The organism is Acetobacter sp. ESL1128, assembly GCF_058505085.1.
This window is the reverse complement of record NZ_CP196369.1, coordinates 837776-850464: the sequence shown is the minus strand read 5'-3', so window position 1 is coordinate 850464 and position 12689 is coordinate 837776. Positions and strand designations below refer to the sequence as shown.

General features: G+C 55.7%; 12 protein-coding genes and 1 riboswitch. Of the genes, 9 read left to right on the top strand and 3 right to left on the bottom strand.

The window, feature by feature from the left end; genetic code table 11:
- Positions 1 to 107: 107 nt before the first annotated feature.
- Positions 108 to 255: riboswitch (FMN riboswitch) on the bottom strand.
- Positions 256 to 558: 303 nt separating this feature from the next.
- From ACSYTG_RS03960 to ACSYTG_RS03935, 6 genes are all read left to right on the top strand, one after another.
- Positions 559 to 1800, top strand: a complete 1242-nt coding sequence (locus ACSYTG_RS03960) for a cytochrome b (RefSeq protein WP_086645556.1) — start codon at positions 559 to 561, stop codon at positions 1798 to 1800.
- Complete coding sequence (locus tag ACSYTG_RS03955; protein ID WP_489783049.1) at positions 1800 to 2576, top strand: cytochrome c1; 777 nt, start codon at positions 1800 to 1802, stop codon at positions 2574 to 2576. Before ACSYTG_RS03960 ends, ACSYTG_RS03955 begins: the two co-directional genes overlap by 1 nt.
- Positions 2577 to 2599: 23 nt before the next feature.
- Complete coding sequence (petA, locus tag ACSYTG_RS03950; RefSeq protein ID WP_095349993.1) at positions 2600 to 3238, top strand: ubiquinol-cytochrome c reductase iron-sulfur subunit; 639 nt, start codon at positions 2600 to 2602, stop codon at positions 3236 to 3238.
- Between the two features lie 186 nt (positions 3239 to 3424).
- Positions 3425 to 3976, top strand: a complete 552-nt coding sequence (locus ACSYTG_RS03945; RefSeq protein WP_086645559.1) for a flavodoxin family protein — start codon at positions 3425 to 3427, stop codon at positions 3974 to 3976.
- Positions 3977 to 4190: 214 nt separating this feature from the next.
- On the top strand, positions 4191 to 5507 hold the full coding sequence (locus ACSYTG_RS03940; RefSeq protein ID WP_086645560.1) for an outer membrane beta-barrel protein: 1317 nt from the start codon (positions 4191 to 4193) through the stop codon (positions 5505 to 5507).
- 436 nt (positions 5508 to 5943) lie between these two features.
- Positions 5944 to 6759 carry an SDR family NAD(P)-dependent oxidoreductase gene (locus ACSYTG_RS03935; RefSeq protein ID WP_489783050.1) on the top strand — a complete coding sequence of 272 codons (816 nt, stop codon included), beginning with the start codon at positions 5944 to 5946 and terminating at the stop codon, positions 6757 to 6759.
- Positions 6760 to 6874: 115 nt separating this feature from the next.
- On the opposite strand, the gene ACSYTG_RS03930 is transcribed toward ACSYTG_RS03935, so the two are convergent.
- A complete protein-coding gene (locus ACSYTG_RS03930; protein ID WP_491706444.1) occupies positions 6875 to 7240 on the bottom strand; it encodes a MarR family winged helix-turn-helix transcriptional regulator in 366 nt (121 codons plus the stop codon).
- Between the two features lie 141 nt (positions 7241 to 7381).
- Between ACSYTG_RS03930 and ACSYTG_RS03925 the strand changes: the two genes are divergently transcribed.
- Both ACSYTG_RS03925 and ACSYTG_RS03920 read left to right on the top strand, forming a co-directional pair.
- Complete coding sequence (locus ACSYTG_RS03925; protein WP_489783052.1) at positions 7382 to 7819, top strand: hypothetical protein; 438 nt, start codon at positions 7382 to 7384, stop codon at positions 7817 to 7819.
- 111 nt (positions 7820 to 7930) lie between these two features.
- Entirely contained in the window at positions 7931 to 8821 is an 891-nt protein-coding gene (locus ACSYTG_RS03920) for a LysR family transcriptional regulator (RefSeq protein WP_165925366.1), read from the top strand.
- A 53-nt stretch (positions 8822 to 8874) separates the two neighbouring features.
- Here the strand turns inward: ACSYTG_RS03920 and ACSYTG_RS03915 are convergent, their stop codons facing one another.
- Both ACSYTG_RS03915 and ACSYTG_RS03910 read right to left on the bottom strand, forming a co-directional pair.
- Positions 8875 to 9750 (bottom strand): arginase family protein, encoded by an 876-nt coding sequence (locus tag ACSYTG_RS03915; protein WP_253527961.1) that lies wholly within the window; start codon positions 9748 to 9750, stop codon positions 8875 to 8877.
- Between the two features lie 264 nt (positions 9751 to 10014).
- Complete coding sequence (locus ACSYTG_RS03910) at positions 10015 to 10458, bottom strand: MerR family transcriptional regulator (protein ID WP_095349998.1); 444 nt, start codon at positions 10456 to 10458, stop codon at positions 10015 to 10017.
- Positions 10459 to 10533: 75 nt separating this feature from the next.
- Between ACSYTG_RS03910 and ACSYTG_RS03905 the strand changes: the two genes are divergently transcribed.
- Positions 10534 to 12681 carry a heavy metal translocating P-type ATPase gene (locus ACSYTG_RS03905; RefSeq protein WP_489783053.1) on the top strand — a complete coding sequence of 716 codons (2148 nt, stop codon included), beginning with the start codon at positions 10534 to 10536 and terminating at the stop codon, positions 12679 to 12681.
- Positions 12682 to 12689: the final 8 nt, after the last annotated feature.

The following is a 12689-nucleotide window of genomic DNA, read 5'->3' as shown; positions in this document are numbered from 1 at the left end:
AGTCCATACCTGCTCATGACAGACGGACCCAGGGCGTCAAAAAGGGTTACACGCCTTATGCACGCAAGCCGGACTCCGGCTTAACGGACAAAAAACGAGTCTCTCTTTCTCGTTCTCTTTCATCCGGACTATGACCGTCGGCTCCGGAGTTACACCGGATCTGCTGACCCTGCCGAAGCAGGCGCTCGCGGGCTTGGGGTAGCGCACCACCCCTTTACCGCCGGTAGGGAATTACACCCTGCCCTGAGAACGTCACACCCGCACAAAACGGGCGCTCTGTTAATATGATGGCCCCAACCCCCGTGTGTTGCAAGGATAAAACTTTTCACATCTGCTTAATGTTTGCTCCGGACCGGCCCCAAAAGCCGCCCCCCTTGCCTAACATTCCGTTACTGTTATGAGAGAGGACAGGCAGCCTTGGCCCCGGACACGGACCAGCCGGGCCGCTTTTTGCAACCTGCGGGAGCAGTTGGTGCACGCTTACGCACCCTGTAGTGCCTGCCCTGCGGGTGCATATGCACTGTATATTGGAGTTTTTTTAACCCCCATGGACCAGCCATGACCCAGCCAGACCCGGCACCCCAGACCACGCCCCCTCCCGCAGCCATGACCGGCCTTGCCGGATGGGTAGAAGCACGCCTGCCTGTTATTTCTGCCTTCCGGGCAGAATACATAGACTTCCGCCTGCCCCGTAACCTGAACGGGCTGTGGAATTTTGGGGCCATCCTGACCGTTGTTCTGCTGCTTATGCTGGCTACCGGCATTTTTCTGGCCATGAACTACACCCCGACCAATGCGGGGGCTTTTTTGTCGGTCGAGGCAATAGACCGCCAGCTTGCCGGCGGGTGGCTGCTGCGGGCCATGCATATGACCGGGGCCAACCTGTTTTTGGCCGCACTCTATGTGCATCTTTTCCGTGGGTTGTATTACGGCTCCTACAAAGCCCCGCGTGAACTGCTGTGGCTGAGCGGGCTTGTGCTGCTGGTTATGGTCATGGCCACCGCCTTTGCCGGTTACATGCTTCCATGGGGCCAGATGTCCTACTGGGGTGCGGACGTGATTACCAAGGCCGTGGGTGCCGTACCGGGCATTGGTCCCAGCCTTGAACATATTATGGCCGGGGGCGACCATCTGGGCGATGTTTTTGTGCACCGCTTTTTTGTGCTGCACTTCCTGCTTGCTTTTCTGGTCGTTGGGGTTGTGGGGCTGCATGTGACCATTGTGCACGTCAATGGTTCCAACAACCCGCTGGGCATTGAACCGCGCACCCCGCGCGACACCGTACCGTTCTACCCCTACTATATCAGCAAGGATCTGGTTGGGCTTATTGTGTTCGCCATGGTGTTTGCCGCGCTCATGTTCTTCTGGCCCAATCTGCTGATCGAGGCGGACAACTACACCCCCGCCGACCCCATGCACACACCGGCTGATATTGAGCCTGAATGGTATTTTCTGCCATTTTACGGCCTGCTCCAGTCCGTGCCCTCCAAATTTGGTGGCCTGCTGGCTTCCGCTGCATCGCTGCTGATCCTGTTTGCCCTGCCATGGCTGGACCGCTCCCCCGTGCGCTCCATGCGCTTCCGCCCACTCTGCCGTATTGGCCTGTTCGGGCTGGTAGCCGCATTTATTCTGCTGGCGGTTGCAGGCAAGCACCACGCACAGGGCGGATGGCTGATTGTGGCGCGTCTGGCGGGTATTTATTACTTCAGCTACTTTGTGGTGCTGCTCCCCCTTGCCTCACGCAAGGAAAAAACACGCCCCCTCCCCACCTCCATAGCCGCTGCGGAAGGAGATCAGTAATGCAGGGTTCTTTTTCCCGTCCTGCCGCTGGCCTGCTGCTGGCGCTCGGCCTGTCTGGTGTTGCACTGGCACACGAACCAGACAAAGCACCACCCCATCAGGCATGGAGCTTTGAAGGGCCATTGGGCCAGTATGACCAGCCCAGCCTGCAACGTGGCTTTCTGGTATTCCAGCGCGTCTGCTCCACATGCCACGGCATGCACAACCTGACCTATAACGATCTGGCAGGCATTGGCCTGACCCGCCAGCAGATTGAAGAAACCGCAAAAGCCAAACCGCAGCCCGGCACACCGGACGCCATGGGCCAGCCCACCACGCGCCCGGGGCTGCCCGATGACCACCTGAACTCCCCCTTCCCCAGCGATGCGGCAGCTGCGGCCATGATGGGCGGCGTAGCCCCGCCTGATCAGTCCCGCCTTGCCATGACCCATCCGGGCGGGCCGGACTGGCTGTACGCGTTCCTGACCGGCTACCGCATGCCCCCGCCAGCCGATGCGCCCATGGTCCCCGGCAAGTTTTATAATGACTGGGCCGCAGGCCACATGATTGGCATGCCTCCTCCGCTCATGAACGGCATGATCCAGTACCCCGATGGCACCCCTGCCACGGTGGAACAGCAGGCCCGCGATATAACCACTTTTCTGGTCTGGGCATCCGATCCGCACCGCAATGACCGCCACAGCATTGGCAAGGCCGTTATGGTCTATCTGGCCGTGCTGCTTGTGCTGGCCATTGCATGGAAGCGCAAAATCTGGAAACGCCTGAAAACGCAGTGAAGAACAGAAAGCACGCAAGAACCATGACACGCGAGACTGACACCACCCCAGCTCCCGAACAGGCCCCCGGCCGCCGTGACTTTCTGGGCATGGTCACCACGGCTGGCACGGTCACAGGCATTGCGGCCTGCGCCATTCCGTTTGTGGAAAGCCTGCAACCGCAAGACAGCGCCGCCGCACACCTGCCGGTTGATGTGGATATTGCCCATCTGGCCCCCGGCCAGCAGATAGTGGCTGTATGGCAGGGCAAGCCCATCTTTATTATCCGCCGCACACCAGAAGAACTGGCAAGCCTGCAGAATGCGGAATTGAGCGCCCTGCTCAAGGATGCCAACTCCACGGCCAACCAGCAGCCCGGTTATGCCCGCAACTGGCACCGCTCCATTGTGCCCGAATACGGGGTTTATGTTGGCATCTGCACGCATCTGGGCTGCGTACCTGCCTACACTCCTCCACAGGGGTCCGGGCCGGAGGCATCTGGCGGGTACGGCTGCCCCTGCCATGGCTCCAAGTTTGATCTGGCAGGGCGGGTGCAAAAAGGTGCTCCCGCTCCTTACAACCTGCCCGTGCCACCTTATGTCATGCCCTCGGCCACCGTTATCCGGCTGGGGGAAAACCCCAAGGGGGAAAATTTCGACTTTTCCACCATAGAACAGATCTGATCTTCTCCCCCGCCAGCCTGTGTCTGGCGGGGTTTTTACCGGGCTATACCCCCGGCAAGCCTCACACCCGTAGTGTGAGATGCTTTTGCCCAAAAGCAACTTATCAGCCATAGCGGACTGCGCCATGCTCGGCTTGCTCAAAGCCGGTCTGCTCCAGCCCGGCCCAACCCACAGGGAGTTGCTGATATGTCGGGAATTGTTGTTGTTTATCACTCAGGTTATGGCCACACCCGCAAAGTGGCCGAATACCTTGCGCGCGGCGCCAAGGCCGAACTGATTGCCATTGATGACAATGGGGAGCTGCCCGAAAGCGCATGGGACAAGCTGGCCGAAGCCAAAACCATTGTCTTTGGCGCACCGACCTATATGGGCAACGCAAGCTGGCAGTTTAAAAAATTCGCCGATGCCACATCCAAAATCTGGTTCATGCGCGGCTGGCAGAACAAGCTGTTTGCGGGCTTTACCAACAGCGCAAGCCCTGTGGGGGACAAAGGGCTGACACTGGCATGGCTGCAAACCCTTGCAGGCCAGCACGGCGGCATATGGATCAGCCTTGGCATGCTGCCTTCCAACACAAAAGCCGCCAAGAACACGGACCTGAACGCTCTGGGCGGTTCCACTGGCCTGCTCGTCCAAAGCCCGTCTGATGCCAGCGTGGACGAAATCCCCCAAGGTGGGCTGGACACAGCCGCAGCATTTGGTGCGCGCATTGCCGAAATTACAGAACAATTTGCATGAAAAATCCATTCATGCGGCACAAAGTTGTGCGCAGGCAGTCTATTCTTAAAAAAGATAAATAAAACTGCCGCATGGTCAGCGGGTATCACGGAAGAGTGATACCCGCTTGTCGTTTTTCCAGTTTCATTATGAAACCGGAATGTTACCTATCGGAGTAGTCAATCACCTTAGCAGCACATATAAATATAATACTTAAAGTGCGGGAATCTGAGTAATGAATCTGTCCGGAAAAAAAACAGGTCTTGCCGTTGCCCTAAGTGTCGCCTCGGTTCTGGCAGCCGTTCCCCTTAAATCGGCAAAGGCGCAGGTTCACCCTTTTTCAGCTTTTTCCAGTGGTAGTTCCGACCTGTCACACTGGCTGTCGGACGTTACCCTGATCGGTCAGATTGAAGGCGGCATCATGGCCAACCCGGCCCGCCCCAACCCCGGTTACAACTTTGGCGACTTTCTGGCCGACCATGCCAATCAGGTCCAGTTAAATCAGGCGGAGTTTACTCTCTCCAAAGCCATCGACCCCAGCAAAAACACCTATCAGGTCGGCTTTACGCTGGAAGGTCTTTATGGCTCGGATGCCCGTTACTACCATCTGGTCGGCATCTCCGATCAGGAATGGAAGGCCCGCTACCAGCTTATTCCCGCACAGGCCCATGTGGATGTACATCTGCCCTGGCTGACCTCTGGCGGGCTGGACATGCAGGCCGGTATTCTACAGGCCCCCATGGGTGTGGAGGGGCTGGACCCCGCCTCCCGCGCATTCTACACGCTGGCCTATACATCTGAATATTCCGTGCCGTTCCAGCATGTGGGCGCCATGTTCAACTGGCATGTTACGCCTATTCTGGACGTAACATTCGGGATTGATACAGGTAACCAGACCACCTTTGGCGCATCGGACAACAACAGCCGTCCCGCCGGGTATTTTGGCTTTAACCTGAACAACCTGCTGGGTGGTAAACTCCGTATTGTGGAACTCAGCCGCGTAGGGCCGGAAAATGTCTGGCAGAGTGTCGGGCATTACGAGGCAGACCACGCACAGCGCTTCTGGAACGATATTAACGCGACCTATCAGGTTAACGACAAGCTGAGCCTGACAGCCGAATTCAATTACCTGCATGACGAGGGCATACGCGGTATTGGTGCGCGCGGGCAGTTTGCCGGCACGGATGCCGAAAGCTTTGTCAGCTTCCTCAGCTACAAGATCAACAAGGACTTCACCTTCAACTATCGTGGCGAAATCTACCGCGACAACAACAACTCGATGGTGGCAACCTTTACCGGCAACAACTCTTACATGAATGCCATTGCAGGGCGCTCCTACACCACCATGACCGGCGCAAGCGGGCATGGCACCACCTACGGCGACCTGTCGCTTAACGTTGCCTATCGGCCTGATCTGGGCCACCATATCCGCGTTTTCCAGCTGCGTCCTGAAATCCGGTTTGACCGCGCGCTCAACAGCACCTCACCCTTTAACGGTGGCCGCAACAACGGCATGTTCACCTTTGGTGGTGACGCAGTGATCGGCTTTTAAGCCATACAGATTACACAGTTACGCGCGCCCTCCACTACGGGGGCGCGTGTTCTTATAGTGCTTACTCACGCCCTCCTCCCCCAACACGGGAGCTGCCTTCCGCCTTTGGCACTCGTCATGCCTCCAAGCCCTGCTCAGGTGTGGGTTATGACATCCGCCGCAATGGCGATTAAATATTAAAGAATTAAAAAATAATTTCCGCTTTGCGCCAGAACGCTTTGCAGTATTGAAGATAAAAGCCCTTTAGCCTTAACTTTGTCACGCTTATGAGGGCATAAATCATGCGTTATTCTAATCTATGTTGGATTAGCGCGACGTGCGATCATGCAAGACAAGGCTGATAAGGTATGTTAGACGAAAAACACAATTGCTGGCGGCATCATCATGGCCTGCCGCATGTAAGTCGGATTGGGAATTGTTGAGATAGGCAATTGTTTTGTTTAGAAAAAACAAGGAAACTCCTCAGAAAGTAGCTGTCGTCAGCGGTGCATCCGGCGGCATTGGGCGTGCTTTGTGCCTTCAGTTGCGCCAGCGTGGGTACCGGGTCATTGGCCTGTCACGCCAGAACGCTCCGGCAGCCGATACAGCTTATGTTGACTGCATGCTGGCATGCGACCTGACCGATTCACACTCCATCAATGAAACTGCCCACACAATCGGGCAGACCAGTGCCAGCGTTGATCTCTTTATATTCTGTGCCGGTGTTATTTCCCCACAGTCTGTGGCGACCTTGGAACATGCTCCGGTTATTGAGCAGATCCAGACCAATCTGCTCGGCGTTATGCTGCTGACCAATGCCATTCTGCCAATAATGGCAAAAGACTCCCACATTATTTACGCCAACTCCATGGCGGGCATTTTTCCTCTGGCGGGCAGCAGCGCCTATACGGCCTCCAAATTTGGCCTGCGCGGTTTTGCACTGGCACTGGAGCAGGAGCTCAAGCCACGCCATATCCGGGTGTCCTCCGTATTCCCCGGCAGCGTCAATACGTCCATGCTGGCGACGGAAATGGAACGTGGCGGGTCGGTCCTCAACTTCATGTCTGCCCCGCAGGAGCCAGAAGCCATTGCGGCGTGGATTCTTTCCCCCCATGTGCGCAAACATGTTGAGAACTTTCCGTCCAGCTTTGACAGGCTGTTTTGCAGTCTTTTCCTCTGGTCGCCTGGCTTCCTGCGCCTTTGCCTGCCATTGATGACGGCATGGGCCAAATCCCGCCGTGCACACTACAGAAAAAGCAACAAGACCACTTAAGTCAGACCACTCTGCCCCCGCCTTTTGCGCAGGCAGCCCGGGGGCAGAACCAACACACCACAAAAAATTAAGGTATCAACGCAGGGCGGGCTGCTTGTGCCCTTGCCCGCATGACTCATGCGGTATCTGTTAGCCCATTAATCACGCGGCGTAACAGTTCCAGCAGATGTGCGCTGTCTTCCCCCGCCAGAGCCGCGTGACTTCTGGCATTGATTGCCGCAACGGCCGCCGCAATATCTGGCAGTCTTTCCTCCGCCAAAGGCGATAATGATATAAACGCACTGCGCCGGTCCTTCGGGTCTGGTGTGCGTTGGATCAGCCCATCCCGTTCCATACGGGCGAGGGTCTTGGCCATGGTGGACTGCTCTACTGCGGCAAGCTGTGCCAGGTCGCGCTGTGCCAGTGGTTTGCCATCCGCCAGAGCAAAAAATACCGGCAACTGCCCCGACATAAGCCCGAACGGCCGCAGAGCTTCATCCATCTCCCGCGCAAAAAGCCGTGCGGCCCAATTGATCATATAACCAAGGGACTGTTCCCGGGGCTGCCATTTATATGGCTTGCTATCTATATTCATGGCTAGCTATATTTGATCTCTCAGCTTCATTCATGCAAGGACGATAGCATGCAGACGGTTCTCCGCCACATCCACCCTCTGGCGGGGGGATTGGCCATTCTGTGCATAGCCACTTTTATGGGCAGCACCCTTGTTGCAGAACTCCATGGTGACCCACAAACCATTATCATCACCAAACGTACCATTCTGTGGGGGCTGCTGGTGCTGGTTCCCTGCCTCGCACTCACTGGTTTTTCTGGCTACCAGATGGCAGGCGGGGCACCACGCGGGCTGGCACTGGCCAAATTCAGGCGCATGCGGGTCATTGGGGCCAATGGTCTTTGTGTGCTGGTTCCCTGCGCGTTTTTCCTCGCCTTGCGCGCATCTGCACAAACATTCGACGGACTGTTTTATGGTGTGCAATTACTCGAACTTCTGGCAGGAGCCGTAAACCTTGCACTCCTTGGCATCAACTTTCGTGACGGGGTGCGAATGGCGCGTGCCTGAACCTGTAAAAACAGTATTCTGCCGCACAGAACATTTTGCATGACCAAACCCTGATGCACTGCAAAAATATGTTGTATGTTAAAAGACAACCGCAAGTGTCAGGGTTTTAGAATGTCCCGTGAGAATTTTAATGAACTTCTTTCCTTTCTTGCGGTTGCTCAGGAAAGAAGCTTTACACGTGCTGCTGCACGGCGCGGCGTAACGCCCTCGGCCTTAAGCCATACCATGCGGCTGCTGGAAGAAAGGCTGGGAGTTACACTGCTGACCAGAACAACCCGGCGGGTTGTTCCCACAAGTGCAGGGGAATACCTACTGAGCAACATTCAGCCGTTATTTGACGAAATTGAAAATAAAATTGCCAGTCTGGATGAATTTCGTAGCGCACCGAGAGGTGAGCTGAGAATTACCGCGACAGATGAAGCCCTGACGTATTTTCTACGCCCCAAACTAGCCAATTTTCTTAAAAAATACCCTGATATTGCAATCGAAGTTTCAACCGACATGAAACTTGTCGATATTGTTGATGAATCCTTTGATGCAGGGATCAGGCTGGGCGAGATGGTTGCACAGGGTATGATGTCCGTCCCTGTTTCCCCCGCCATTGAGTTTGTAGTTATTGGAGCCCCCAGCTACTTCAGGGAACATCCGGCTCCCAAAAAGCCCAATAACCTGACTGAGCACAATTGTATTGGTGTTAGGCTACCAACCTACGGAAAGCTCTATAAATGGCTTTTCCGGCAGAATGGAAAAGACGTTAAGTTCCAGCCAAGCGGGCAGTTTATTTGCAATAATGTGTTTTCTGCGCGGGATGCCTGCCTGGATGGCATAGGGCTTGCGTACCTGCCAAGGGTTGTGGTGGAAAGCCATATTGCATCAGGCGAGCTTGTTCCTGCGCTGGAAAAAATCTGCCCCACCCATGTGGGGTTCCATCTTTTTTACCCACGGCATAACCAGTATTCCATGCCGCTGGCCCTTTTTATCGAAGAAATGAAACTGGCATGATGCCACGCAAGGGCATGCGTAAACCCCGCATACCCTTGCATATACACAGCCGCTTACGCCCCTAGCAGGGGGAGCTGTTGCATCATCTGCTGTAAATTCAGCGCATCCCACGGCATATGCTCGGCAATTGTCATGCCCACCACCTGCTTTTCGGTCATGACCTCCCCGACCAGCTTCAACACATCTGGAATATTGAGCTTTCCTTCCGCCACATCACCAAAATCGTGTTTGCCACGGCCGGGCTTTGCAAACAGCAGGGAGCGGAAGTTGTGCGGGTCCAGCACATCCAGATCCAGATGAATGGCCAGAACCTCAATCCCGCTATCGTTGAGCCATTGCATAACGGGTTGAGCACCCTCCCGCACCTGCTGGGGTGAGCATGTGCGAATGCCGTGCTCGGCAATAAACCGGGTCTCATACGGCAGTGGATCATGAATACCCGCGATCATGACATTTTTGGCCGCTATGGGCTGCTTGACCGCATTGGTCAGGTCAGGGTCACCATGGCCCATAAGGGCACCCAGCACATGCGCATGCGCGTTTTTATACTGTTCGGGGGTCTGCACGTCCGGGTGTGTATCAATCCACAGAACACCCAGCTTATCCCCGTATTGTTCAGCCAGCCAAGCAAACGGAGCAAGGGATACCAGACAGTCCCCACCCAGCACCGCAATGGAGCGGGGCTGGTGGCGCGCAATAATTGCCTGTGCCGCCTTGATCTGTTTTACAAGAACGCTGCGCCCGCGCATGTCGTTTTCCAGCGGCAATGGGGTATCTGTCGGGGCATCAACAGGTACTTCCTCAACCGGTCCGTGGGATGGGGGTGCCAGCCATGCCAGCAATCTGGACCCCAGATAATATGGTGGGTTATCCCCACCCTGCCATTGCGGAAAAATAAGACGCAGTGTGTTCTTGTCCGGTTTTGACACGCACTCTCTCCCAAAACGATCAGCACGAGAGCGCCTGCATTAGACTTGGCAGGTTTGATCAGATCATCATTCCGGCCCGGCCTGTGTTACGGCCTAGCGCTCTCAGTCCTGAGTATTTTTTCATGAATAATATGCATTTCATAGAACTATATTGCTGAGTTTTACTCACAATAATCCTGATAAATCAGGCCATAGTCACGCCTGATATTTATACCGTAAAATGAAGTTTGGCAGGGCACTCCAAGCAAGCAGCCATTTGCAGCATTACTGGTCAATATCATGAGACATGATTTTCTGATGATCAGCCGCGCATAGGCCATGATCCCCCAAAACCTGAATAACCCGGCATGTCTGCACTGTGCCACAGGTGCATTGCGCAACCATACGCTCAAGTTCTCTATGCAGGGCATTCAGCCTTACAAGGCGGTGTTCCACCTCCGCCAGCTGGCGCTTTGCAATGGCATCAATGGCCTCACAGCTCTGGTCGGGGTCATCCGACAGGGCCAGCAATTCCCGAATATCGTCCAGCGGAAAACCCAGTTCGCGCGCATGGCGGATAAAGTTCAGGCGTTCGCGGCTGGTATTATTGTAAATCCTCTGCCCGCCTTCATTCCGTTCAGGCTTGGGGAGCAGCCCGATCTGCTCGTAGTACCGGATGGTTGGCACTTTTACACCAGTCAGCCCAGACAGTTTTCCGATACTCAACATGCAGAATCCCCTTGAACCTCTAGTCACTAGAGGATGTAGCTATCTCATTCTCTCGCGTCGGGACAGGAGGATAAAATGCCGGATACACAAGAATGGCTCGTAACAGGGATGGACTGCCCATCCTGCGCTGCAAAAATAAAAGGAGCCGTAGCCCAGCTACCCGGCATTGAAGCGGTTGAAATATCTGTCATGTCCCGAAAACTCAGGGTTATGGCAACGGCACATGCCACTCCCCCGACAGATGTTGAAAACCGTGTAAAAAGCCTTGGCTACGGTATTGAAGCCATTGCACAGGCAGGCAGCGCACCTAACCCGCACACGGGGGCTGACGAGCACACCACGCAAACCGATGCCCCTTGGTACCGAACGGGAAAAGGGCATCTGGTTCTGCTCACCGCAACCTTGCTTGTGGTAGCATGGGGGCTGGCACTTCTGCTGCCAGCTTCCGGGAACTGGCCTTTTATTGTGGCGTGCCTTGCGGGCCTTATACCCATTGCCTTACGGGCTTTTGCCGCCATCCGTGCAGGGCAGCCTTTTTCCATTGAAGCACTGATGACCATTGCCGCAACAGGTGCGCTGTTTATTGGCGCAGCGCAGGAAGCGGCTCTGGTTGTCTTTCTGTTTGCCGTGGGCGAACTGCTTGAAGGCGTTGCCGTAAGCCATGCGCGCGATGGCATTCGGGCATTAAGCACGCTGGTACCCAAAACGGCCCTGCGCGAAAAAAATGACATGATGGAAGACGTCGCGGCAACGGAACTCGTACCCGGCGATGTTGTTATTGTGCGGCCGGGGGACCGTATTCCTGCCGATGGCAAAATTATTTCAGGCACCGGCGGTGTGGATGAAAGCCCCGTAACGGGTGAGAGCATGCCCGTAACGCGTGGGCCGGGCGACCCGGTATTTGCAGGGGCAATTAATAACGAAACAGCCCTGCGTGTACAGGTAACGCGTGCCGCAGCAGACAATACCATTGCCCGGATTATCCGGCTGGTTGAGCAGGCGGAAGACTCACGCGCACCAACACAGCGGTTCATTGACCGCTTCAGCCGTTGGTACATGCCCGCCATTGTGGGTCTATCCGCGCTGGTTGTGGCTATCCCGCCCCTGTTTTTTGGGCAGGCGTGGTCGGTCTGGGTCTATCGTGGCCTGTCCCTGCTGCTTATTGGGTGCCCGTGCGCTCTGGTTATCTCGGTCCCTGCCGCCATTGCATCGGCTCTATGCGCTGGGGCACGGCATGGCCTGCTTATGAAGGGTGGTGCCGTTATTGAAGCCACGGCGGCGATCAAAACGGTTGCACTGGATAAAACAGGCACCCTGACCATGGGCCAGCCCGAGGTAACAGATATTCTCTGCCTGGATCAGCACTCCACGGCCGAAGTTCTTGCTCTTGCCGCAGCAGTGGAAAAAGCCTCCAACCACCCGCTGGCTCAGGCCATTTTACGCAAGGCGGCAGGCATGGCGCTGCCTGCTGTGCAGGATAGCCGCGCCATTGCGGGCAAGGGTGTGTCTGCCGTGTTTGATGGGCAGATCATAACAATCGCCAGCCCCCGGCATGCAATGCAGGATGGCGCATTGTCCAGCACAGCCGCAGCACAGGCTACTGCCATGGAAAGTGAAGGCAAAACGGTTGTTGTCCTTTATACCAGCACGGCTCTGGCACTGATCGGATTGCGGGATGAGCCACGGCAGGATGCGCAGGAAACAATACGGCAGCTCCGCAACCTTGGGGTTACACCCCTTATCCTGACAGGGGATAACCAACGCACAGCTGCAGCCATTGCAGCCCTGCTGCATGTGGATTACGAAGCCGAACTGCTACCGGAACAGAAACAGCAGACCATCCGCGAACTGGCAGCACATGGCCCGGTTATGATGGTGGGGGACGGTATTAACGATGCCCCAGCCCTTAAACAGGCAACCGTTGGTGTTGCCATAGGATCGGGAACAGATGTCGCGTTGGAAACTGCGGACGCCGCCATACTGCGCAACTGTATTACGGACATTCCGGCCCTTATTCGCCTTGCCCGTTCCACCATGGGCAATATCCGGCAGAATGTATCCATCGCACTCGGGTTGAAGGGGGTTTTTCTGGTAACAACCATTATTGGCATGACGGGCCTGTGGCTGGCCATTATGGCCGATACCGGCGCCACTGTTCTTGTCACCCTGAACGCCCTGCGGCTTTTACGCACAAAACCTGCAGGGCTTGCCCAAAAAAGTTAAGAGAGCCT